Origin of the sequence: Promicromonospora sp. Marseille-Q5078 (assembly GCF_050315395.1) — a bacterium.
Taxonomy (GTDB): domain Bacteria; phylum Actinomycetota; class Actinomycetes; order Actinomycetales; family Cellulomonadaceae; genus Isoptericola.
The window spans coordinates 1,497,521-1,520,533 of the sequence record NZ_JBNPQG010000001.1 but is presented as its reverse complement, the minus strand read 5'-3'; the positions used below and the strand labels follow the sequence as shown (position 1 = coordinate 1,520,533).

Genomic DNA, 23,013 nt, shown 5'->3' with positions numbered 1-23,013 from the left:
GACGGGCCCGTCGGGGGCGTGCGGCATGCTGGACCGCGTGTCGGACGTGTCCCAGCCGCAAGCCCAGCCGCAGCCCCTGCCCGAGCTCGCTCGCGAGACGACCCCCGAACGCCCCTGGCCGGTGCGCCTGCTGTCGGCGAAGATCCGGGACTACGTCGCGAAGATGTCGACGGTCTGGGTCGAGGGCCAGGTCGTGGAGCACACGTACCGCGGGCGGTCGGGGCTGCAGTTCGTGACGCTGCGCGACACGGACGCCGAGGCCTCGCTCCCGGTGCACGTGCTCACCAAGATCTACGACGGCCTGCACCACAAGCCCGAGGTGGGCGACCACGTCGTCGTGCAGGCCAAGCCGGAGTTCTGGATGAAGAACGGCCGCCTGTCGATGCGTGCCACCGCGATCCGGCAGGTCGGCGTGGGCGAGCTCCTGGCCCGCATCGACCAGCTCCGCCGGGTGCTCGCCGCCGAGGGCCTGTTCGACCTCGACCGCAAGCGGCCGCTGCCGTTCCTGCCCGCCGTCGTCGGCCTCGTCTGCGGGCGGGAGTCCAAGGCCGAGCACGACGTCGTCGTCAACGCGCGCGCCCGCTGGCCCCAGGTGCGGTTCGAGATCCGCGAGGTCGCGGTGCAGGGCGTCGACGCCGTCCGCGAGGTGAGCGCCGCGATCGCCGACCTCGACGCGCGGCCCGAGGTCGAGGTGATCGTCGTGGCGCGCGGCGGCGGTGCGGTCGAGGACCTGCTCCCCTTCAGCAACGAGGCCCTCGTGCGCGCGGCGGCGGCCTGCACGACGCCGCTGGTCAGCGCCATCGGCCACGAGACCGACGCCCCGCTGCTCGACCTCGTCGCGGACCACCGCGCGTCGACGCCGACGGACGCCGCGAAGCAGATCGTGCCCGACGTCGCCGAGGAGCGTCTCCGCCTCGACCAGGCGCGACGACGGATGCGCGCCGCGGTGGGGGCCCGGGTCGAGCGCGAACAGCACGGCCTGGACGCCCTGCGGTCGCGGCCGGTGCTCGCGCGGCCGCAGACCACGGTCGACGCCCGCGAGCGCGAGGTCGCCCAGCATGTGCGGCACGCCCGGCACCTGCTCGACGCCGCCCTCCTGCGCGCGGCCGGCGAGATCGGCCGCCTGGGCGCCCAGGTGCGGGCCCTCTCCCCCGAGTCGACGCTCGCCCGCGGCTACGCCGTCGTGCAGCGCGGCGACGGGCACGTGGTGCGCGCGGCGCGCGACGTCACCCCCGGCGACGCGGTGCACGTGCGCGTCGCCGAGGGCGCCCTGGACGCCGCCGTCACTGCGACGTCCGCACCCGCGCCGCTCGGCTGAACCGGGCCGCCAGCCGGTCGAACGCCGCGGCGAGCTCGGCCCTGCCCGGCCTTGCGACGTGGGACGACCGATGGTTGAGCCTGTCGAAACCCGGTGCCGGGTCTCGACAGGCTCGACCAGCGTCACCGGGCGCGGGCGACCCGCCCCTCGTCCCAGACGGGCTCGGCGGTCTCGCGCACGGTGCCGTCCTCGCCGAACACGAGGAACCGGTCGAACGAGCGCGCGAACCAGCGGTCGTGCGTGACGGCCAGCACGGTGCCGTCGAAGGCCTCGAGGCCCTCCTGGAGCGCCTCGGCGCTGGCGAGGTCGAGGTTGTCCGTGGGCTCGTCGAGCAGCAGGGCGGTGCAGCCCGCGAGCTCGAGCAGCAGGATCTGGAACCGCGCCTGCTGGCCGCCGGAGAGCCGGTCGAACTCGCGGTCGGCGGCGACGGTCAGCTCGTAGCGACGCAGCACGGACATCGCCGCGCCGCGGTCGCGCGCGTGGTCCTCCCAGAGCACCTGGGTGAGGGTGCGGCCGAACAGCTCCGGGTGCGCGTGCGTCTGCGCGAAGACGCCCGGCACGACGCGCGCGCCGAGGCGCCACTCGCCGGTGTGCGCGACGTCGCCGCCGCCGAGCAGCCGCAGGAAGTGCGACTTGCCCGACCCGTTGGAGCCGAGGACGGCGACGCGCTCGCCGTAGAACACCTCGAGGTCGAACGGCTGCATCAGCCCCGTGAGCCCCAGCCGCTCGCACGTCACGGCGCGCACGCCGGTGCGGCCGCCGCGCAGCCGCATGCGGATGTCCTGCTCGCGCGGCGGCTCGGGCGGGGGCCCGGCCTCCTCGAACTTGCTCAGCCGCGTCTGCGCGGCCCGGTACCGCGACGCCAGCGCGTCGCTGTTGGCCGCGGCCTGGCGCAGCTCGCGCACGAGCCGCACGAGCTGGGCGTGCTTCTCGTCCCAGCGCCGGCGCAGCTCCTCGAACCGCGCGAACCGCTCGCGCCGCGCCTCGTGGAACGTGGCGAACCCGCCGCCGTGCACCCAGGCGTCGGCGCCCGACGGCGCGGGCTCGAGAGAGACGATGCGGTCGGCGCCGCGCGCCAGCAGCTCGCGGTCGTGGGAGACGAACAGCACGGTCTTGCGGGTGGCCCGCAGCTGCCCCTCGAGCCAGCGCTTGCCCGGCACGTCGAGGTAGTTGTCCGGCTCGTCGAGCAGCAGCACCTCGTCGGGGCCGCGCAGCAGCGCCTCCAGGACGAGCCGCTTCTGCTCCCCGCCGGACAGGGTGCGCACCTCGCGCCACCGCGCCTGCTCGTACGGGATGCCGAGCGCGGCGACGGTGCACACGTCCCACAGCGTCTCCGCCTCGTACCCCTGCGCCTCGGCCCAGTCGGCGAGCGCCTGCGCGTACGCCATCTGCGCGGGCTCGTCGTCCACCTCCATGATCGCGAGCTCGGCGGCGTCGACGGCCCGCGCGGCGTCCCTGACCCGCGGCGGGGCGACGGACACGAGCAGGTCGCGCACGGTGCTCGCGTCGCGCACCGATCCGACGAACTGCGGCATGACGCCGAGCCCACCGGTCACCGTGACGGCGCCGGCCTGCGGTGCGAGCTCGCCCGACAGGAGGCGCAGCAGGGTGGTCTTCCCGGAGCCGTTGGGGCCGACGAGGGCGGTCGCGCTGCCCTCGGGGACGCGAAACGAGACGTCGTCCAGCAGCGTGCGACCGTCCGGCAGCACGTGCTCGACGTGCGCCACCTCCAGATGACCCATGCCGCGCACGCTGCCCGACCGGCCGCTGCCCCGCAAGGCAATTCCGCCCGACGGGCGGAACGGACGGCACCCTGTCGGGCGGGTGTTGTTGACTGTCCCCGTGACCGAGCCGAACACCGACGCCCCGACCGCACCGCCCGGCGCGTCCTCCGACCTGCCCGCCGACGTCTCCGGGCTGACCTACGAGCAGGCGCGCGACGAGCTGGTCCAGGTCGTCGCCCGCCTCGAGGCGGGGAGCGAGCCGCTGGAGGCGTCGCTCGCGCTCTGGGAGCGGGGCGAGGCCCTGGCGGCGCGCTGCCAGCAGTGGCTCGACGGCGCGCGGCAGCGGCTCGCGGCCGCGCAGGCGGGCGCCACCGCCGCCTCCGACGACGCCGTCGCCGAGACCGAGGAGGACGACGCGTGAGCGCGCACGTCCTCGCGGTCGGCGAGGCGCTGGTCGACGTCGTGCACCGCCCCGACGGGACGAGCGAGGAGCACCCGGGCGGCAGCCTGGCGAACGTCGCGCTGACCCTCGGCCGCCTCGGCCGCGACGTGCGGCTGGCCACCTGGATCGGCCCCGACGAGCGCGGCGACGACGTCCGGGCGTGGCTCGGCGAGTCGCGCGTGCAGCTCGCGCCGGGCAGCGACGGCGCCGCGCGCACGAGCGTCGCGCAGGCCACCCTCGACGACACGGGCGCCGCCACCTACGAGTTCGACCTCGACTGGCAGGTGCCCGACGGCGCGGCCGTCGACGGCGACACGCTGGCCGTGCACACCGGCTCCATCGCGGCGATGCTCGCGCCCGGCGACGCGGAGGTGCACCGCCTGCTGACGGCGGCGCGCGGCACCGCGACCGTCACCTACGACCCGAACGCCCGACCCGCGATCATGGGGGACGCCGCCTCGGTGCGCCCGCGCGTCGAGGAGATCGTGGCGCTGTCCGACGTGGTGAAGGTGAGCGACGAGGACCTGGCCTGGCTCGCCCCGGGCGTTGAACCGCTCGACGCCGCCCGTGCCTGGCAGCGGTCCGGCCCGGCGGTCGTCGTGGTGACGTTCGGCGGCGAGGGCGCGACGGCGGTCACGGCCGCCGGCGAGGTGACGGTCAAGGCCCCGCGGGTGGACGTGGTCGACACGGTCGGCGCGGGCGACTCGTTCATGGGCGCTCTCCTGGACGGCCTGTGGTCCGCGGGCCTGCTGGGTGCCGACCGGCGTGCGGCGCTCCACGCCGTCCCGACCGCGGTCACCGCGAGCCTGCTCGAGCGCTGCGCCGCCGTGGCCGCTGTGACGGTCTCGCGGGCAGGCGCCAACCCGCCGTGGGAGCGCGAGCTCGATTCCGTCGACGACCAGGAGGCACACGCATGAGCACCACCCCCACTGAGGCCTGGGCGCGGCTGCGCGCCGGTAATGCCCGGTTCGTGCAGGATGCGCCGGAGCACCCCGACCAGGACGCCGTGCGCCGCCGCGAGCTGCGCGGCTCCCAGCACCCGCACACCGTGATCTTCGGGTGCTCGGACTCCCGCGTCGCGGCCGAGATCGTCTTCGACCAGGGCCTGGGCGACGTCTTCGTGGTGCGGACGGCGGGGCACGTCGTCGACACCACCGTGCTCGGCTCCATCGAGTACGGGACCGAGGTGCTGGGCACGCCCCTGGTGGTCGTGCTGGGGCACGACTCGTGCGGCGCCGTCGCGGCCACGGCCCACACGCTCAGCACGGGCGAGCAGCCCCCGGGCTTCGTGCGCGCCGTGGTCGACAAGGTCATCCCGTCCGTGGCGGAGCTCACGAGCCGGCACGGGCTCACGGACCCGATCGACCCCGACGTGCTGCGCACGGCGCACGTCAAGCACACCGTCGCCCTGCTGCGCGGCTACTCGGCCGCGATCGCCGCGGCCGTCGACGCCGGCCGCCTGGCCGTCGTGGGCGTCGTCTACGACCTGGACGACGGCAGCGCGCGCCTCGTCGCGGTCGACGGCGAGATCGGCGAGCAGCCGGTCGACTGACCCGGCGGTTGAGCTCGTCGAAACCCGGTTCGTGGTCTCGACAGGCTCGACCGACGACTCGTCAGGCCCGCGCGGCGGCAGCCAGCAGGCGCTGCACGGTCCCGAGGGTGCGCGTGGTGGCGACGCCGCCGGTGAACCGCTCGACGGCGGAGTTCGGGTCGCCCCCGGCGCCCGGCCCGCCCCGCGCCACCCCGAGCACGACGCCCGGGCGCGCCGCGACGAGGTCGAGCAGGTCGCGCGCGTCCGTCCACGGCAGGTCCACGGGCAGCGGCTCCCCGCCGTCGACGAACGTCACCGTCTCGCGGTAGGTGCGCTCGTCGCGGGTGAGCGCGAACGGATCGCCGTCGATCGCGGCGGCGACGTCGGCGAGCGGGCGCACCAGGGCCGCCCCGGCGTAGCCGCATCCCTCGGCGAGCAGCGGCGCGGCGGCCCGGGCCACGGCGACGCCGTCGTGGTCCCCCGCGTCGAGCAGCACGGTGCCGTTCGTCTGGAACGGCCGCACGGCGCGTGCGCCGCCGTCAAGCAGGGCGCGCTCGAGGACCTCGCGCACGGGGCTGCCGCGGTGCCCCAGGTTCATCGCGCGATAGAGGACCACGTGGGTGAACGTCACCGCACCATCGTGGCGTGCCGCACCGACACGGACGTGACCCGCCTCACGACGGACCGCCCGCCGGGGTGCGGCACGATAGAGGCATGACTTCCGACACCGTCGTCCCCGGCGCGTCCGGCGCGGGCGAGACCGAGTACCGCATCGAGCACGACACGATGGGTGAGGTGCGCGTCCCGGCGCACGCGCTCTACCGCGCGCAGACTCAGCGGGCCGTGGAGAACTTCCCCATCTCCGGCACCACGCTCGAGCGCGGGCACATCGAGGCCCTGGCGCGCATCAAGAAGGCCGCCGCCCGCGCGAACGCCGAGCTCGGCGTGCTCGACCAGGACGTCGCCGACGCGATCGCCGCCGCCGCCGACGAGGTCGCCTCCGGGGCCCACGACGCGCACTTCCCGGTCGACGTCTTCCAGACCGGCTCCGGCACGTCGTCGAACATGAACACCAACGAGGTGCTCGCCACGCTGGCCACGCGCTCGCTCGGCAAGGACGTGCACCCGAACGACCACGTCAACGCCTCGCAGTCCTCCAACGACGTGTTCCCCACCTCGGTGCACGTGGCCGCCACGGCCGGGGCCCTCCACGACCTCGTGCCCGCGCTCGGGCACCTGGCCGACGCGCTGGCCGCGAAGTCCGAGGAGTTCGCGACGGTCGTGAAGTCGGGCCGCACGCACCTCATGGACGCCACCCCCGTGACCCTGGGCCAGGAGTTCGGCGGCTACGCCGCGGCGATCCGCTACGGCATCGAGCGGGTCGAGACGGCGCTGCCCCGCGCGGCCGAGGTCCCGCTGGGCGGCACCGCCGTCGGCACCGGCATCAACACCCCGGCCGGCTTCCCGCAGCGCGTCATCGAGCTGCTGCGCGAGGACTCGGGCCTGCCGCTGACGGAGGCGCGCGACCACTTCGAGGCGCAGTCGGCGCGCGACGGCCTCGTCGAGCTCTCGGGCGCGCTGCGCACCATCGCGGTGTCGCTCACCAAGATCTGCAACGACCTGCGCTGGATGGGCTCCGGCCCGAACACCGGCCTGGGCGAGATCGCGATCCCCGACCTGCAGCCGGGCAGCTCGATCATGCCGGGCAAGGTCAACCCGGTGATCCCGGAGGCCGTGCTCATGGTCGCCGCGCGCGTGGTCGGCAACGACGCCACGGTCGCGTGGGCCGGCGCCAGCGGCTCGTTCGAGCTCAACGTGCAGATCCCGGTCATCGCGCAGGGCGTCCTCGAGTCGATCCGCCTGCTCGCCAACGCGTCGCGCGTGCTGGCCGACAAGACGGTGTCCGGCATCACCGCCAACGTGGACCGGGCCCGCGCCTACGCCGAGTCGTCGCCCTCGATCGTCACCCCGCTCAACCGGGTGATCGGCTACGAGGCCGCCGCGAAGGTCGCGAAGCACTCGGTCAAGCAGGGCCTCACGGTGCGCGAGGCCGTGATCGACCTCGGCTTCGTGGAGCGCGGCGAGGTCACGGAGCAGCAGCTCGACTCCGCCCTCGACGTGCTGAAGATGACGAAGCCCCCGCAGGGCTGACGTTCTCGCTGGTTGAGCCTGTCGAAACCCGGTGCGTGGTTTCGACGGGCTCAACCACCGCTCGATAGGGGTTGGTAAGGCTAACCTCACCTGCTACTGTCGGCGTACGCGAGGAGGCGCCCCTCGGGGCGCGGGGCTGGGGGGTTCCACCTGACGTGCGGCGCCTCCTCGCACAGCACTAGTAGTCGCGCGGGTCCAGCCGCCGCAGCACGACCGCGAGCAGTCGGCCGAGCTCGGCCCGCTCCGGCTCCGACAGGTCCGCCAGCGCGGTTCGCTCGTGCTCCACCTGCCGCGGGAACAGCTCGTCCACGAGCTCCTCGCCCCGCGCGGTGAGCGCCACCAGGACCCCGCGCTTGTCGCGCTCGTGCACCGTGCGCTCCACCAGCCCGGCGCGCCCCAGCCGGTCGAGCCGCTTGGTGATCGACGCGCCGGGCGAGCCCGTCATCGTGGTGATCTCCCCCGCGCGCAGCGGCCGCCCCGACCGGCGCAGCGCCGTCAGGACGTCGAGCTCGGCCCGAGTGACCTCGCGGCCGGCGAGATCGTCGGACAGCTCGCCCTCCAGCAGCGCCGCGATCCGGCGCACCCGCGCGCCCACCTCGGCCGGCGACGTGTCGACCTCGGGCAGCAGCTCGGCCCACTGCGCGCGCACGCGCTCGATGTAGTCCACGGCGACCAGGATAGAGGTCACACCCGTACTACTTCCATGATGATTTACCTGTGAACTATCATGGCCGCAATGCCTCCCTCCCCCGCGACACCCTCCGCGACGACGTCCGTGCCCTCCCCCGTCCTGACCAGCGCGCGCGACGTGCTCGACCCCGGCCACCTGCGCGCCGCGCTGCGCGTCAACCCCGCCGACGCCACGCTCGCCGCGGCGCTGCGCGTCGGCGCTACGGCGGCGGTCGTGCTGGCCCTCAGCGCCGCGGCCGGCCGCACCGACCTGGCCGGGTTCGCCTCCCTCGGGGCGCTCACGATCCTGTACGGCCGGTACGAGCCCTACCGGCGCCGCGCCGCGCTGCTGGCCGGCGTCGCGGTCGGCTTCACGGTCGCCTTCGTGCTCACCGCGTCGTTGGCCGCCGCCGGGATGCCCTCGCTCGTCGTCCTCACGGTGGTGGCGCTGATCGCCGGGGTCGCGACGGCGCTCTGCGCGCTGGTGCGGACCGGTCCCCCGGGGGCGACCATCGTCGTCTTCGCCGCCGCGGGCGGCATGGTCGGGCCGCTGGCCTGGTCCGACGTCGCGGAGCGCGGCACGGCGTTCGCGCTCGGGGCCATGATCGCCTGGGCCGTCGGGATGAGCGGCTATCTCGTGCGCCCGAGCGCCCCGGCCCGCCTGGCCGTGCGCCGGGCAGCCGACGCGGTGCGGAGGTCGCTCGACACCGACCCCGACGCCGTGCCGGACGCCGCGACGAATGCCGCGAGGACCGCCGCGGCCGCCGTCGCCCGGGCCCGCGAGGTCCTCGCCGACGACCTGTCGCACCGGCGCACCCGCGACACGGCGCGCGTCCTCGCCGCCGAGCTGGCCGCGGTCGCCGCGGCCCTCGGCCCGACCGCGCCCGAGGGGACGATCACCCGCCCGTCGACCCCTGCCGACGCCCTGCCGGCGCGGCGACGCCTGCGCGACGACGCCCGCGCGACCTGGGCGACGAGCGGCTGGCGCCTCGCCGGCGTCCGCGTCCTGGTGGCCGGCGTCGTCAGCGGCGCGGTGACGCTCGCCTCCGGGCTCAGCCATCCGGCCTGGGCGCAGCTGGGGGCCACCGCGACCCTGCAGGGAGCCACCACCCACCACGCCGTGGTCCGCGCCCTGCAGCGCGGCGGCGGCACCGTGCTCGGCGCGCTTCTCGCCTGGCCGCTGCTCGCCGCCCACCTGTCGTTCGCCGCCACCTGCGTCGTCGTGGTCGTGCTGCAGGTCGTCACGGAGGTCGTCGTGGGGCGCCACTACGGCCTCGCGATGCTCACGATCACGCCGATGGCGCTGCTCATGACGTCGCTCGGCGGCGCCGTCGACCCCGCGGGCATCGCCGCCTCCCGCGCGCTCGACACCGTGCTCGGCGCCGCGCTCGGCGTGCTCGCCGTCGTCCTGGTGCACCCGCGCCGACCCGGTGGTTGAGCCTGTCGACACCGGTCTCGACAGGCTCGACCACCGGGTCAGGCTCGACCACCGGGTCCGGCTCGACCACCGGGTCCGGCCGGCGGCCGCGATCAGATCTCCAGCGACTCCAGCATCTCGGTGACGAGGGCTGCGACGGGCGACCGCTCCGAGCGGGTCAGGGTCACGTGCGCGAACAGCGGGTGCCCCTTCATCGCCTCGATCACGGCCGCGACGCCGTCGTGTCGGCCCACCCGCAGGTTGTCGCGCTGCGCGACGTCGTGGGTGAGCACCACGCGCGACTGCTGCCCGATACGCGAGAGCACCGTGAGGAGCACGTTGCGCTCGAGGGACTGGGCCTCGTCGACGATCACGAACGCGTCGTGCAGCGAGCGCCCGCGGATGTGCGTGAGGGGCAGCACCTCGAGCATCTCCCGGTCGATCACCTCGTCGAGGACCTCCGGGGAGACCAGCGCCCCGAGCGTGTCGTACACGGCCTGGGCCCAGGGGTTCATCTTCTCGGACTCGGACCCGGGCAGGTAGCCCAGCTCCTGACCGCCCACGGCGTACAGCGGCCGGAACACGAGGATCTTGCGGTGCTGCCGCCGCTCGAGCACCGCCTCCAGCCCGGCGCACAGGGCGAGCGCCGACTTGCCCGTACCGGCGCGACCGCCGAGCGACAGGATCCCGACGTCGGGGTCCAGCAGCAGGTCGATCGCGATGCGCTGCTCCGCGGAGCGCCCGTGCACGCCGAACACGTCCTGGTCGCCCCGCACCAGGCGGATCGTCTTGTCGGCGGTCACCCGGCCGAGCGCGGAGCCGCCGGGCGAGTGGATCACCAGGCCGGTGTGGCACAGCAGCGGGGACGCCGCCTCCACCACCTCCGGGTCGAGGGCCGCCAGCTCGACCTCGCTCCCCTCGTACAGCGTCGCCACCTGCTCGTCGGCGACGTCGACCTCACGCATCCCGGTCCAGCCGGAGTCGACGGCGAGCTCGTGGCGGTACTCCTCCGCGCGCAGGCCCACGGCCGAGGCCTTGACCCGCATCGGCAGGTCCTTGGAGACCACGGTGACGTCGCGGCCCTCCGCCGCGAGGTTCGCCGCGACCGACAGGATCCGCGTGTCGTTGTCGCCCAGCCGGAAGCCCGCGGGCAGCACCTGCGGGTCCGTGTGGTTGAGCTCCACACGCAGCGTGCCGCCGGAGTCGCCGACGGGGATCGGGGCGTCGAGGCGGCCGTGCTTGATGCGCAGCTCGTCGAGCATCCGCAGCGCGCTGCGGGCGAAGTAGCCGAGCTCGGCGTGGTGCCGTTTGGCCTCCAGCTCGGTGACGACGACGACCGGCAGGACGACGTCGTGCTCGGCGAACCGGTGGATCGCGCGGGGATCGGACAACAGCACGGACGTGTCGACGACGAACGTGCGACGGGCGGTGCCGTCGGCGTCGGCGGTGTCCTGCTCAGGAACGGGTGCTTTGCGGGCCACGGCGAGCTCCCTCCGGCGCCTCGGCGCCGTCGCCGCCCCCGGACCCGGCGGCCGGACCTGGACGGTCCGGACCGGGCAGGGGCGATCTGGTGGTGGGCAGGCGACCGGCCGTGGGCGCCGTACGGCGCGGGGCCGGTGCCGGCCCTCCCGCACGGAGCGTGAACCCCATCGGCTGGCCTCCCGGAGGACGGCTGGACACCGTCCCTGGCGCCAAACTACGACGCTGTGATTCTCGCCACCACCCCTGCCGCGGCGGGTCGGGAACTTGTCACCCGCCGTTCACACGCCCGACCCCGCCGCGACGCACGCCGGCGCCGCGAGCACGATGGACCCATGCCGTCCTCCGCCCCCGCCCGCACCGCCTACGTCGTCCTCCTGCGCGGCGTGAACCTGGGCCGTTCGCGGCGGGTGGGCGCCGCCGACCTGCGCGAGTCGGCCGCCGCCGCGGGCCTCGCCGACGCCCGCACGTACGCCAACAGCGGCAACCTCGTCGCCACGGGGTCCCCGGGCGACGACGCGGTCGCCGACCGCGTCGCGGCGGCCCTCGCGACGCACCTCGGCGGCGACGTGCGCGCCGTCGCGCTGACGGCGGGTCGGGCCGCCGAGATCCTCGACGCCGACCCCTTCCCCGACGCCACCGCGGACCATCCGTCCCACGTGCAGGTGCACCTCGGCCCCGACCCCGTCGACGCCGAGGGCGTCGCTCGGCTCGCGGAGGGGCGCCCCGAACGGTTCGTGGTGGCCGGCGGCGTGCTCTACGTGGACTACGTCGACGGCATCGGCCGCTCGCGGCTCACCTCCGCCGCGATCGACCGCGCCGCGGGCACCTGGACCACGGGCCGGAACTGGAACACCCTGGCGCGGCTGGTCGCGATGGCCCGCGACGCGACCTGACGGACCGCCACGACCCACCCGCCGACCGCCCCACCTCCCGCCGGCCGTTAGGCTGGCCCGCGGTGAGCCGGGAAGTCTGGTCGGTGGCACCGGCTGCAACGCCGGGAGACGATCGACCCACGACCCGACAGGAGAACGCCCTGAGCTCCGAGACCACCACCCCGTCCGTCGGCGCCCGGCTGCGCCGCTTCGCCTCCCGTGAGACCACCGGGGGCGCGCTCCTCATCGCGGCAGCCGTCCTCGCGCTGATCTGTGCGAACGCGCCGTGGCGCGACTGGTACTTCTCCCTCTCCGAGGCGATGGTCGGCATCGACGCCATCGGCCCGGTCCCGGTCCACCTGGACCTCACCGTCGCAGAGTGGGCCGCCGACGGCCTGCTCGCGATCTTCTTCTTCGTCGTCGGCGTCGAGCTCAAGCACGAGTTCGTCGCCGGCAGCCTCCGCAGCCCGAAGGAGGCGGGCGTGCCGATGCTCGCCGCCGTGGGTGGCATGGCGGTCCCCGCCATCATCTACGCGGTCGTCGTGGTCGCGCTCGGCGAGCCCGGCGCGCTGGGCGGCTGGGCGATCCCGACCGCCACGGACATCGCGTTCGCGCTCGGCGTCCTCGCCGTCTTCGGCAAGGGGCTGCCGATCGCGGTCCGGACCTTCCTGCTGACCCTCGCCGTGGTCGACGACCTCCTGGCGATCATCGTGATCGCGATCTTCTACACCGAGCACCTCAGCTTCGGCTACCTCGCGGCCTCGCTCGTGACGATCGCCGTCTTCGGCTGGTACGTACGCTCGCGCGCCCCGCGCTGGTGGCTGCTGGTCCCGCTGTTCGTGGTGGCGTGGGCGTTCATGCACTCGTCGGGCGTGCACGCGACCGTCGCCGGGGTGCTCATGGGCTTCACCGTCGCCGCGCGCCCGGCCCACGGCGAGGCCGAGCCCCGCACCCACCGCTACGAGTCCGCCGTCCGGCCGTGGTCGCAGGGCGTCGCGCTCCCGGTCTTCGCGTTCTTCGCGGCGGGCGTGAACCTCGTCGACGGCGGCGGCGTGGCCGAGATCCTGGGACAGCCGGTGGTACCGGCCATCACGGTGGGCCTCGTGGTCGGCAAGCTCATCGGCGTGCTCGGCACGACGGCGCTGGTCACGCGCTTCACGCCCCTGCGGCTCGCGCAGGGCATCGGCGTCCGCGACCTCCTGCCGGTCGGCTTCCTCGCCGGCATCGGGTTCACCGTGGCGCTGCTCGTGTCCGAGCTGTCGTTCGGCCACGCGTCCGAGCACACCGAGGGAGCCAAGGCGGCGATCCTCCTGGGGTCGGTCATCGCCGCCGTGCTCGGCGCGGTGACGCTGCGCTGGGACTCGCGCCGGGCGCGCACCCCCGACATGAACCTCGACGGCGTCGACGACGCCGTCGCGGACTTCATCGGGGACGAGAAGGACCGCCGGGACCACTGAGGGCGCCCGCGGCGTCGGCGGCCCGCGCCGGCAGGCCCGGCCCGCCGGCGCACGCGAGCGCGGGCTCCCGGACGTCGGCGCGTGCCGCGGCGTCGGCGAGGCTCGCCCGGGTCGCGGCGGCCCGGGCGCCCCAGGCCGTCAGGACCCGGTCGACGACGAAGCCCAGGACGGTGCCGACGACGATCCCGACCGCGACCGCCAGCAGCGGCCGGTCGCCGAGCGACTGCGCCGCCACCACCCCGAGGAGCACGGACCAGCCCGCCCACGCGAGGGACGCCACGGCCGACAGCGCCATGAAGCGGCGGCGGGAGAACCCGACGGCGCCCGCGGTGACGTTGACCGCCATGCGCCCCACCGGTACGAACCGCGCCCCGAGCACGACCGACGCGCCGCGCCGCTGGAACGAGCGGGCCGCCCAGGCCACGGCGCGCTGACCGCGCGGCCCGCGCAGGAACGGCACCCGGGACGTGCCGAGCCGTCGCCCGAGCGCGTAGGCCACCTGGTCGCCGCACCACGCGCCCAGCGCCGCCACGAGCACGACGAGCGCAAGGTTGACCCCCTGCCCCGTCTCGGCGCCCACCGCCAGCATCATGATCACCGTCTCGCCGGGCACCGGCGGGAAGAAGCCGTCGGCGGCCGTGGACACGAAGAGCGCCGGGAACGCCCAGGCGGAGGAGACGAGCGCGAACAGCGTGCTCTCCAGCTGGGCCCACAGGGAGGCGATCGCGTCGATCATGCCTCCCACCCTCCGGCGCCGGGCACGCCCGCGACCATGGGGTGTGCCCCCGGTTCGACCCTGGGGGAACCCTGAGCGCGCGGGTCAGGCCGCCGTCCGGCGCGAGCGCGCCACGAGCGTCAGCGCGACCAGCACGCCGACGACGCTCACCGCCGTCGCCACCCAGAACGCGGCGGAGAACGCACCCGCGGGATCCGTCGTGGTCGCGGCGAGCAGGGCCGTCACCACGGGCGCCGCGGCCGCCGAGCCCACGGTGCGGACCACGCTGTTCAGGCCGGTCGCCGCGCCGGTCTCCGTGGGCGGCGACCACGTGACGACGAGCTGGGCGCAGATCGCATAGCCGATGCCGTTGCCGAGGCCGAGCACCGCGAACGCGACGACGACGGCCCACGGCGTGGCGGGCCACAGGGCGATCCCGACGGCCCCCACGGCCATGACCGCGGCGGCCGCCGCTCCGGTGAGTCCGGGGCCGATGCGCCGCACCAGCACCGGGGTCAGCCGCCCGCCCAGGAACACGAGGACGGCGCTCGGCAGCATGGCGAGGCCCGAGCCGGTCACGCTCAGCCCGTGCCCGTAGCCCGTGCTCGCAGGCGCCTGCATGAGCAGCGGCAGGGCGACGTAGCACACGTAGGGCACGAACCCGACGGCGACGGTCAGGAGGCTGACGAGCACGATCGGGCCGTGGCGGAACGTCCGCACGTCGACGACCGGCGCCGCGGTGCGCAGCTCGACGACCACCAGGAGGACGAGCAGCACCAGGCCCGCGGCGCCCACGCCGAGCGTCCGGGGCGAGCCCCAGCCCCAGGTGCCGCCCTGGGAGACCGCGAGCAGCACGCCCACGAGCGCGCCGGCGATCAGGGCGATCCCGGCCCAGTCGGTGCGTCGCTGCACCGCCGGCGCGCCGCCCCGCGGCACCCAGGCGGCGACGAGGCCGGCGGAGAGGAGGATCAGGACGGCGCCCAGCACGAACAGCCAGCGCCACGACAGGGCGTCGACGACGACGCCGCCGACCACGAGCGCCGTGCCCGCGCCGAGGCCGATCATGCCGGGGATCCAGCCGAAGGCGGCGGCGAGGCGGGGGCCGGACAGCGTGGACCGGGCGATCGCGAGGGCGAGCGGGAACGTCGCGGTGCTCACGCCCTGGACGACGCGCGCCGCGAGCAGCACGCCGAGGTTCGGGGCGGCGGCCGCCGCGAGGGTGGCGGCGGCGAACACGAGGATCGTGCCGAGCAGCACGCGGCGGTGGCCGAAGCGGTCACCGAGGTTGCCGACCACCGGCGCCAGCACGGCGCCGGCGAGCAGGAAGGCGGTGAGGATCCACCCGGTGCCCTGCGCGGTGGCGCCGAGCTCGCGGCCGAGCGTCGGCAGCGCCGGCACGACGAGCGTCTGCATCAGCGAGAACGCGAGGACAGCGGCGCTCAGCGCGAAGGTCATGCGGCCCGGGTGGCGCACGACGGTGGCGTCGGTCGGCGGGCCGGGGACGCCGTCGGGCGCCGGGCTGGTCGGAGGCACGGGAGTGCTCGCTCTCTGTGTGGTGAGGGGTGGCTGCGCCTCGTCGCGCGGGCCGAGTCGAAACGGAACGGAATGCTCGTTCCGATTCACCATAGCATCGGGCCGCGGGCTACCGTGTGCCCATGCCCTCCCCCGCCGATCCCGCCGACCGTCCGCTGCCCGGCCGGAAGCGAGAGGCGCGCGCCAACGACACCGCGGTGCTCGCCGCCGCCCGCGAGGTGTTCTCCGCCCAGGGCCACGGCGCCTCGATGGCCGACGTCGCCCGGCACGCCGGCGTCGGCGTCGGCTCGGTCTACCGCCGCTACCCCACCAAGGACGCGCTGGTCGAGGCACTGCGCGTGCACGGCGTCCGCGAGGCGGCCCGGCTCGCGGCCGAGGTCGCCGACGAGGTGGAGGCGGCGGCGCCGGGGAACGCCGGCGACGGCGGGGTGGGTACGTTCCTCGCGCGGCAGATCACGGGCGCCACGGGGCCGATCCTGCGACCGACCGGCGCGACCGGACCGCTACCGGCCGACCTCGCGGCCGCCACGGACGACCTGCACGCCGCCCTCGACCGCCTGGTCGCGCACGACCGCGCGTCCGGCGTGCTGCCCGCCGGGTTCACCACCGCCGACGTGATGCAGCTCCTGCTCCACCTGCGGCCGTCGCTGCCGTTCGCCCGCGCCGAGGCGGACGCCCTGCACCTGCGCTACCTCGGGCTCGTCCTGGCCGGCCTGCGCGCCCGGGCGGGCGACGGCGCCGGGCTCGACGACGGGCCGCGCTGGGACCACTGGGTGGGCGCCTGGCACGACTGACGCGCGGTCAGCCGTCGGCCGGGGCGTGCCGCTCGAGGAACTCGTACACCTCGGTGGTGTCGACGCCCGGGAACGCACCCGACGGCATCGCCGCCAGCATCGACGCGTGCGGGCGGGCGCTGGGGAACGCGTGCCCGTCCCAGCGCCGCGCGAGCGGCTCGTCCGGGCGGCGGCAGCAGCTCTCGTCGGGGCACCGGGACGTGCTGCGGGCCGTGGTCTCGCGCCCCAGGAACCACTTGACCTGCGCGTACGGCACGCCGACGCTCACCGAGAACCGGCCGTCGGCCGTGTCCGTCACGCGCGACGTGCACCAGTAGGTGCCCGTCGGGGTGTCGGTGTACTGGTAGTACGGGCTGAGCCGGTCGGTGACGCCGAACACCTGGCGCGCGGTCCAGTGCCGGCACACGTGCTGCCCCTCGACGGTGCCCAGCGGGTCGGACGGGAACCGGACGCCGTCGTTCTCGTACGCCTTGTGGATGGACCCCGACTCGTGGACCTTCATGAAGTGCACCTTGATGCCGAGGTGCCGGGTGGCCAGGTTCGTGAACCGGTGGGCCACCGTCTCGTACGACACGGCGAACGCGTCGCGCAGGTCCTCCAGCGAGATCGTCCGCGCGTCCTTGGCCTCGCGCAGCTGCTTCACCGCCTCGCGCTCGGGCACGAGCAGCGCGGCGCACAGGTAGTTGGCCTCGACGCGCTGGCGCAGGAACTCCCGGTAGTCGCGCGGCTCGGCGTGCTCCAGCACGTGCGAGGCGAGCGCCTGCAGCACGGCCGACCGCGCGTCGGACCTGCCGCGGATCCCGTTGCTGGGCAGGTAGACGCGGCGGTGCCGCTGGTCGATGACGGCACGGGTGGACTGCGGCAGGTCCGGCTCGTAGTGGATCGAGAAGCCGAGGTGCGCGGCCAGCTCCCCCGCCGCTCGCTGCGGCAGCGGGCCGCGGCCGTGCCCCACGTCGTCGAGCAGGTCGCGCGCGACGATCTCCAGGTCGGGGAAGTAGTTGTCCTGCGCGCGCATGTCGGCGCGCAGCTCGGTGTTGGCCCGGCGCGCCTCCTCCGGGGTGAGCGCGCGCTCGGAGTGCAGACGCTCCAGCTCGCGCTGCAGCCCGACGATCGCCTCGAGCGCGTCCGTCGGCAGGGACTTGCCCACCTTCACGGGCCGCACGCCGAGCGCGGAGAAGAGCGAGCCCCTTTGCACCCGCTCCAGCTCGATCTCGAGCGCGTCGCGGTGCGACGGCGCCTCCGCGGAGAGCAGGTCCTCGACGCTCGCGCCGAGAGCGCGCGCCACCGCCTGCAGGCGCGCGATCGTGGGCTCGCGCTTGCCGTTCTCCAGCATCGAGACCTGCGACGGCGCACGTCCGATGGCCTCTCCGAGCTGCTCCAGGGTCATGCCGCGGCGGGTGCGCAGGTGCCGGATGCGGCGGCCGATCGTGAGCGCGTCGGCCTCCTGATCGATGGGCAGCGCCGCGTCGTCCCGGGTACCGGGCCGCGGGTCGGTCGAGATCGCCATGCTCGAGGGTGACACGTGCCACACCTTCCGTCCAGGAGAAGAAGTCCAGAACTTCTGCTCCGGATTCCTGGCCGAGGGGTGCTGCGCCGGGCCAGGGTCGTGGTCAAGGACGACGGCGGCCCCCGTGGTCGCCCCACGACGAGAGACGAGAGAGGCACGACATGACCGCGATCCTCGAGCCCCGCACCACCGGCTCCACCGGCGACCAGACGCAGACCGCCGCCGACCTGGCCGAGCAGTGGGCGACCGACCCCCGCTGGGCGGGCGTCGAGCGCACCTTCTCCGCCGAGGACGTCGTCGCGCTGCGGGGCTCCGTGGGCGAGGAGCACACCCTGGCCCGGCGCGGCGCCGAGCGCCTGTGGCGGCAGCTGCACGACGAGGACTTCGTCAACGCGCTCGGCGCGCTGACCGGCAACCAGGCCGTGCAGCAGGTCAAGGCCGGCCTCCAGGCCATCTACCTCTCGGGCTGGCAGGTCGCGGGCGACGCGAACCTCGCGGGCCAGACCTACCCCGACCAGTCGCTCTACCCGGCGAACTCGGTGCCGGCCGTGGTGCGCCGCATCAACAACGCGCTGCTGCGCGCGGACCAGATCGACGTGTCCGAGAACGGCGCGGCGACGCGCGACTGGCTCGCCCCGATCGTGGCCGACGCCGAGGCCGGGTTCGGCGGCCCGCTCAACGCCTACGAGCTGATGCGGTCGATGATCGCGTCGGGCGCCGCGGGCGTGCACTGGGAGGACCAGCTCGCCAGCGAGAAGAAGTGCGGCCACCTCGGCGGCAAGGTGCTCGTCCCGATGCAGCAGCACGTGCGCACGCTCAACGCGGCGCGCCTCGCGGCCGACGTCGCCGACGTGCCGTCGGTGGTGATCGCCCGCACCGACGCCGAGGCCGCCACCCTGCTCACGTCCGACGTCGACGAGCGCGACCGCCGGTTCCTCACCGGCGGACGCACGGGCGAGGGCTTCTACGAGGTCAGCAACGGCATCGAGCCGTGCATCGCCCGGGCCAAGGCGTACGCGCCGTACGCCGACCTGATCTGGATGGAGACCGGCACCCCCGACCTCGAGGTCGCGCGCACGTTCGCCGAGGCGGTCAAGGCGGACTTCCCCGACCAGATGCTGAGCTACAACTGCTCGCCGTCGTTCAACTGGAAGAAGCACCTGGACGACGACACCATCGCGAAGTTCCAGCGCGAGCTCGGCGCGATGGGCTTCACGTTCCAGTTCATCACCCTGGCCGGCTTCCACGCCCTCAACTACTCGATGTTCGACCTCGCGCACGGGTACGCCCGCGAGCAGATGTCCGCGTACGTGCGGCTCCAGGAGGCCGAGCTCGCCGCCGAGGACCGCGGCTACACCGCCACGAAGCACCAGCGCGAGGTCGGCACCGGCTACTTCGACCGCGTGTCGACGGCGCTCAACCCCGACGCCGCCACCCTCGCGCTCGCCGGCTCCACCGAGTCCGCCCAGTTCTAGCCCGTCCCCCCGCCCCGCCCGCACCGACCGGAGGCACGTCATGACCACGCTCGCTCCCCCGACCACCAGCCCGTCCACGGCGACGCCCCTCGCCGACACCGCGACCGACCCGTTCGTCTGGGGCGGGACGTCGCTCGCGGAGGGTCACGTCACGGTCACCGCCCCGCTCGGGCCGCGCGACGAGGAGATCCTCACCCCGGAGGCGCTAGCGTTCCTGGCGATGCTGCACGACCGGTTCGCCGACGACCGCACCGCCCTGCTCCTCGAGCGGCAGCGCCGCATGCGGCGCATCGCGGACGGCGACGACCCGGACTTCCACCCGGCCACCCGGCCGGTGCGCGACGACCCGTCCTGGCGGGTCGCCGGCGCGGCGGGGGCGCCGGGGCTGAGCGACCGCCGCGTCGAGATCACGGGCCCGACGGACCCGAAGATGACGATCAACGCGCTGAACTCGGGGGCACGGTGCTGGCTGGCCGACGCCGAGGACGCGCAGTCGCCGACGTGGCGCAACGTGGTGGAGGGCCAGCTCGCCCTGCACGACGCGATCCGCGGCACGCTCACCTTCACCGGCGCGGCGGGCAAGCGGTACGCGCTGCGCTCCACCGACCTCACCGAGCTGCCGACGATCGTCTTCCGGCCGCGCGGCTGGCACCTGTTCGAGTCCCACCTGGCCTACACCGGCCCGGACGGGTCGACGCAGCCGGCGTCGGGCACGCTGGTCGACTTCGGCCTGTACCTGTTCCACAACGCGCAGGAGCTGGTCTCCCGCGGGCGGGGCCCGTACTTCTACCTGCCGAAGCTGGAGGGCTACCGCGAGGCGCGGCTGTGGAACGAGGTCTTCGAGGCGGCGCAGGACGCGCTCGGCATCCCGCGCGGCACCGTCCGCGCCACGGTGCTCATCGAGACGCTGCCGGCCGCGTTCGAGATGGAGGAGATCCTCTACGAGCTGCGCGACCACTGCGCCGGGCTCAACGCGGGGCGGTGGGACTACCTGTTCAGCGTCATCAAGTGCTTCCGCACGCGGGGGTCGTCGTACGTGCTGCCCGACCGGGGCCAGGTGACGATGACGGCGCCGTTCATGCGGGCGTACGCCGAGCTGCTCGTCGCCACGTGCCACAAGCGCGGGGCGCACGCCATCGGCGGGATGAGCGCCTTCGTCCCCGACCGCCGTTCCCCCGAGGTGACCGAGCGCGCCGTCGAGCAGGTGTGGGCCGACAAGACCCGCGAGGCCCACGACGGCTTCGACGGCACCTGGGTGGCGCACCCCGACCTGGTCGAGGTGGCGCGCGGCGCCTTCGACGAGGTGCTCGGCGACCGGGACCACCAGGTGGACCGGCTGCGGGACGACGTCGAGGTGGGCCAGGCGGACCTGCTCGACGTCGCGTCGGCCCGGCGCTCCGGCGCGACGGTCACCGCGGCGGGGCTGCGCACGAACGTGTCGGTGGGCGTGCGGTACGTCGAGTCGTGGCTGCGGGGCGTGGGTGCGGCAGCGATCGACCACCTCATGGAGGACGCCGCCACGGCCGAGATCTCCCGGTCGCAGGTGTGGCAGTGGGTGGCCTCGGGCACGACGACGGAGGACGGCCTGCCGATCACCCGGGTGCGCTGCGAGGCCGTGCTGCGCGACGTGCTCCGCGGGCTCCCCCGGTCCTCCGGCGACCGCTTCGACGACGCCGTGTCCCTGTTCCGCGAGGTCGCGCTCGGGGAGGACTTCCCGCCGTTCCTCACCACCGGCGCGTACGCCCGGTACCTCGCCGGCTGACCTCGGACCTGCCGAGCATGCGGTTGCGCTCGTTCTCACGTCTCGGAACGAGCGCAACCGCATGCTCGGCGCCGGGTTCTCGGGGGCTGTGGATAACGTCGGCGGGCCGGGTCGTCGCTGCGGCAGGGTGACGACGCATGAACACCTCACTCACCCCGTTCCGCCCGGGCGACCAGGTCGCCGACGACGCCGAGCTGCTGGAGCTCGCCACCTTCCTCGCGGGCGGCACCCACCCACGACGGCGCACGCTCACCGTCACCTGGCTCGACGCCGAGGACCGGCTCCTCGGCCTCGCCCTTCCCGTCGACGACGTGCCCGCCCGCCCCGACCCGGCCGCCCTCGCCGGGCTGGGCACCGTGCTGCGCAGCGTCGTCGAGGACGAGGCGCCCGGCGGCTGCGCGGTCCTCGTGCTCGAGCGCCCCGGCGACGCCACCGTCACCGCCGACGACCGCGCCTGGAACCGCGGCCTCCGCGCCGAGGCCGACGGCCGTGGCGTCCGCCTGCGCGGGTTCTTCGTCGCCGCCGGCGGGCAGGTGCGGCCGCTGGCGCTCGACGACGCGTGACGACCGCCGACGCCGCCCTCCGGTCACCGGGCCAGCGCCGTCAACCGCCCCACGACCGCCGACGGCGGCGGCAGCGCGCCCATCTCGTCGGCAAAGCCCCGTGCGGCGGCCCGGTAGCGCGCGTCGTGGAGGACGGCGTGCAGCGCCGGACGGAGCCGGTCGGCGAGCCCCGGCCCGGCCTCGAGGGCGATCCCCGCCTGCAGCTCGGCGACCCGGCGGGCGTTGATCCACTGGTCGGAGGCGAACAACGGGACGACCACCTGCGGGACGCCCGCACCGAGCGCCATGGTGGTGGTGCCGAACCCGCCGTGCCCGACCATCGCCGCCGCGTCCCGCATCACCGCCTCCTGCGGCCACCAGCGCTCCACGTGCACGTTGCGCGGCCACGGGGCCCAGGCCTCCGGGTCGCCGTGGGCGCCGACCGTCACGAGGGCGCGCACGTCCACCTCGGCCATGGCCTCGACGGCGGCGGCGTAGGCGCCGTCGAACCCCTGCGCGGCGGCGACCGTGCCGAAGGAGACGTAGACGAGCGGCGCGTCGGGGTCGCCCCACGCGGGCAGCGGCGGCGCCGGCGCGCCGGACATCGGGATCCGGTAGCGCACCGGCGGGACGTCGTCGTGGTCGTCGTCGAACGAGGACGGCACGCTGGTGAAGACGGGCTCCGCCGCGGCCGCGGCGGCGAGGTCGTGGTCGATGCCCGCCCCGGCCGCGAGGGCGGCCAGCGGACCGGTCAGCTCGTCGACGAAGGCCGCGAGCAGGGACCGCAGCCCGATCGCCACCTGCGCGTGCGGGACCCCGGCGGCCTCCGCGGCGACGAGGGAGGCCACCTCCGCGGGCTCACGGACCACCAGGTCCGGCCGCCACCGGTCGACGAGCGAGGCGACCGCAGGCAGCGCCGCGACCGGGTCGAGACGGCCGAACACTTCGGTCATCACCCGCGCGTTCGCCTCCTGCGGGGACAGACCCGGCAGCGCGCCGAAGACGGCCCCCAGCGCCGCGGGGTCAGCATCGCCGAACGGCTCGTGGCGCAGACCGGTCGGCGCGACGTGCTTCGCGAAGGAGGCGGGCGCCGCGATCCGCACGTCGTGGCCGGCCTCGGCGACCGCGTGAGCGAGCGGCACCATCGGCAGAAAGTGCCCCTGACCGCCCGTCGTCGCGAACAGCACCCGCATCCTTCGAGGGTAGGTCGGTCGCGCCCGGCGGAAGGGGCGAATTCCGAGGCCGGACCGGGTCGCCTCTCCACCGCTCTCGTCCGCCGTCGCTGCCGGCAGCGCGTCGCGCGTGTGGATCCCGAACCCGAGTGTCGACCTTGCCTTCGAGGCGACACGCGATCTAGATCACGTCGTCCTCGACCCGGCGCTCGATGACCACGCGCAGGTTGTCCCACGCACGGGCGTACGCCGCGAGGATGGCGGCCTGCATCGTGTCGCTCTCGCCGGCGCCCTTGGCCTCCTGGACGGCGAGGAATGCGCCCTCGGCGACGGCGGCCTGGATCCGCGGCTGCACGTTGCGGAGAGCCTGCGACTCGTGAAACAGGCGTGGGTCCGGATTGCACCGCTCCGGCTCCCCGTCGGGAGGTTGAACCGGCGACGCGCCCCCCC

The 23,013-nt window shown here is 75.0% G+C and carries 21 protein-coding genes; 12 read left to right on the top strand and 9 right to left on the bottom strand.

Going from position 1 to position 23,013, the window contains the following annotated elements; all coding sequences use genetic code 11:
• The first annotated feature begins 25 nt into the window (after positions 1-25).
• Positions 26-1,318: an exodeoxyribonuclease VII large subunit gene (xseA, locus tag ACQFYA_RS06995; protein ID WP_499127465.1), complete on the top strand. Its 1,293-nt coding sequence runs from the start codon at positions 26-28 to the stop codon at positions 1,316-1,318.
• 122 nt (positions 1,319-1,440) lie between these two features.
• Here the strand turns inward: xseA and ACQFYA_RS06990 are convergent, their stop codons facing one another.
• The gene (locus ACQFYA_RS06990) at positions 1,441-3,060 is read right to left on the bottom strand and encodes an ABC-F family ATP-binding cassette domain-containing protein (protein WP_499122485.1); all 1,620 of its coding nucleotides are present in this window, start codon (positions 3,058-3,060) and stop codon (positions 1,441-1,443) included.
• Positions 3,061-3,160: 100 nt separating this feature from the next.
• On the opposite strand from ACQFYA_RS06990, the gene ACQFYA_RS06985 reads away from it, so the two are divergent.
• From ACQFYA_RS06985 to ACQFYA_RS06975, 3 genes are read left to right on the top strand one after another with little or no spacing between them, the layout of a single operon-like run.
• Positions 3,161-3,463 (top strand): exodeoxyribonuclease VII small subunit, encoded by a 303-nt coding sequence (locus ACQFYA_RS06985; protein WP_499122482.1) that lies wholly within the window; start codon positions 3,161-3,163, stop codon positions 3,461-3,463.
• Positions 3,460-4,401, top strand: coding sequence for a carbohydrate kinase family protein (locus ACQFYA_RS06980; RefSeq protein ID WP_499122480.1), 942 nt, complete (start codon positions 3,460-3,462; stop codon positions 4,399-4,401). Before ACQFYA_RS06985 ends, ACQFYA_RS06980 begins: the two co-directional genes overlap by 4 nt.
• Entirely contained in the window at positions 4,398-5,036 is a 639-nt protein-coding gene (locus ACQFYA_RS06975) for a carbonic anhydrase (protein ID WP_499122479.1), read from the top strand. Before ACQFYA_RS06980 ends, ACQFYA_RS06975 begins: the two co-directional genes overlap by 4 nt.
• A gap of 61 nt (positions 5,037-5,097) precedes the next feature.
• Here the strand turns inward: ACQFYA_RS06975 and ACQFYA_RS06970 are convergent, their stop codons facing one another.
• Positions 5,098-5,646, bottom strand: coding sequence for a DUF1697 domain-containing protein (locus ACQFYA_RS06970; protein ID WP_499122477.1), 549 nt, complete (start codon positions 5,644-5,646; stop codon positions 5,098-5,100).
• A gap of 83 nt (positions 5,647-5,729) precedes the next feature.
• On the opposite strand from ACQFYA_RS06970, the gene ACQFYA_RS06965 reads away from it, so the two are divergent.
• On the top strand, positions 5,730-7,166 hold the full coding sequence (locus ACQFYA_RS06965) for a class II fumarate hydratase (protein ID WP_499122476.1): 1,437 nt from the start codon (positions 5,730-5,732) through the stop codon (positions 7,164-7,166).
• A gap of 178 nt (positions 7,167-7,344) precedes the next feature.
• On the opposite strand, the gene ACQFYA_RS06960 is transcribed toward ACQFYA_RS06965, so the two are convergent.
• Positions 7,345-7,833 carry a MarR family winged helix-turn-helix transcriptional regulator gene (locus ACQFYA_RS06960; protein WP_499122473.1) on the bottom strand — a complete coding sequence of 163 codons (489 nt, stop codon included), beginning with the start codon at positions 7,831-7,833 and terminating at the stop codon, positions 7,345-7,347.
• A gap of 69 nt (positions 7,834-7,902) precedes the next feature.
• Between ACQFYA_RS06960 and ACQFYA_RS06955 the strand changes: the two genes are divergently transcribed.
• The gene (locus ACQFYA_RS06955; protein ID WP_499122471.1) at positions 7,903-9,273 is read left to right on the top strand and encodes an FUSC family protein; all 1,371 of its coding nucleotides are present in this window, start codon (positions 7,903-7,905) and stop codon (positions 9,271-9,273) included.
• A gap of 92 nt (positions 9,274-9,365) precedes the next feature.
• On the opposite strand, the gene phoH2 is transcribed toward ACQFYA_RS06955, so the two are convergent.
• A complete protein-coding gene (gene phoH2 / locus ACQFYA_RS06950; RefSeq protein WP_499122469.1) occupies positions 9,366-10,733 on the bottom strand; it encodes an RNA 5'-3' helicase PhoH2 in 1,368 nt (455 codons plus the stop codon).
• Between the two features lie 333 nt (positions 10,734-11,066).
• Here phoH2 and ACQFYA_RS06945 point away from each other — a divergent pair, with 333 nt between their 5' ends.
• Together ACQFYA_RS06945 and nhaA are read left to right on the top strand one after the other, a co-directional pair.
• Positions 11,067-11,627 carry a DUF1697 domain-containing protein gene (locus tag ACQFYA_RS06945; RefSeq protein WP_499122466.1) on the top strand — a complete coding sequence of 187 codons (561 nt, stop codon included), beginning with the start codon at positions 11,067-11,069 and terminating at the stop codon, positions 11,625-11,627.
• A gap of 83 nt (positions 11,628-11,710) precedes the next feature.
• Positions 11,711-13,063, top strand: a complete 1,353-nt coding sequence (gene nhaA, locus ACQFYA_RS06940) for a Na+/H+ antiporter NhaA (protein WP_499122464.1) — start codon at positions 11,711-11,713, stop codon at positions 13,061-13,063.
• Here the strand turns inward: nhaA and ACQFYA_RS06935 are convergent.
• Both ACQFYA_RS06935 and ACQFYA_RS06930 read right to left on the bottom strand, forming a co-directional pair.
• On the bottom strand, positions 13,029-13,799 hold the full coding sequence (locus tag ACQFYA_RS06935) for a DedA family protein (RefSeq protein WP_499122462.1): 771 nt from the start codon (positions 13,797-13,799) through the stop codon (positions 13,029-13,031). The two genes, nhaA and ACQFYA_RS06935, sit on opposite strands and share 35 nt — an antisense overlap.
• 84 nt (positions 13,800-13,883) lie before the next feature.
• Positions 13,884-15,311: an MFS transporter gene (locus ACQFYA_RS06930; protein WP_499122459.1), complete on the bottom strand. Its 1,428-nt coding sequence runs from the start codon at positions 15,309-15,311 to the stop codon at positions 13,884-13,886.
• Positions 15,312-15,433: 122 nt separating this feature from the next.
• Here ACQFYA_RS06930 and ACQFYA_RS06925 point away from each other — a divergent pair, with 122 nt between their 5' ends.
• Positions 15,434-16,105 (top strand): TetR/AcrR family transcriptional regulator, encoded by a 672-nt coding sequence (locus ACQFYA_RS06925; RefSeq protein ID WP_499122457.1) that lies wholly within the window; start codon positions 15,434-15,436, stop codon positions 16,103-16,105.
• 7 nt (positions 16,106-16,112) lie between these two features.
• Here ACQFYA_RS06925 and ACQFYA_RS06920 read toward each other — a convergent pair whose 3' ends face one another.
• The gene (locus tag ACQFYA_RS06920; RefSeq protein WP_499127464.1) at positions 16,113-17,612 is read right to left on the bottom strand and encodes a helix-turn-helix domain-containing protein; all 1,500 of its coding nucleotides are present in this window, start codon (positions 17,610-17,612) and stop codon (positions 16,113-16,115) included.
• 161 nt (positions 17,613-17,773) lie between these two features.
• Between ACQFYA_RS06920 and aceA the strand changes: the two genes are divergently transcribed.
• From aceA to ACQFYA_RS06905, 3 genes are all read left to right on the top strand, one after another.
• Positions 17,774-19,087: an isocitrate lyase gene (aceA, locus tag ACQFYA_RS06915; RefSeq protein WP_499122454.1), complete on the top strand. Its 1,314-nt coding sequence runs from the start codon at positions 17,774-17,776 to the stop codon at positions 19,085-19,087.
• A gap of 40 nt (positions 19,088-19,127) precedes the next feature.
• Complete coding sequence (aceB, locus tag ACQFYA_RS06910; RefSeq protein ID WP_499122451.1) at positions 19,128-20,849, top strand: malate synthase A; 1,722 nt, start codon at positions 19,128-19,130, stop codon at positions 20,847-20,849.
• 137 nt (positions 20,850-20,986) lie between these two features.
• Positions 20,987-21,412: a hypothetical protein gene (locus ACQFYA_RS06905; RefSeq protein WP_499122449.1), complete on the top strand. Its 426-nt coding sequence runs from the start codon at positions 20,987-20,989 to the stop codon at positions 21,410-21,412.
• Between the two features lie 23 nt (positions 21,413-21,435).
• On the opposite strand, the gene ACQFYA_RS06900 is transcribed toward ACQFYA_RS06905, so the two are convergent.
• Together ACQFYA_RS06900 and ACQFYA_RS06895 are read right to left on the bottom strand one after the other, a co-directional pair.
• On the bottom strand, positions 21,436-22,584 hold the full coding sequence (locus ACQFYA_RS06900) for a glycosyltransferase (RefSeq protein WP_499122446.1): 1,149 nt from the start codon (positions 22,582-22,584) through the stop codon (positions 21,436-21,438).
• Positions 22,585-22,744: 160 nt separating this feature from the next.
• Complete coding sequence (locus tag ACQFYA_RS06895) at positions 22,745-22,918, bottom strand: hypothetical protein (protein WP_176168806.1); 174 nt, start codon at positions 22,916-22,918, stop codon at positions 22,745-22,747.
• Between the last annotated feature and the right edge of the window lie 95 nt (positions 22,919-23,013).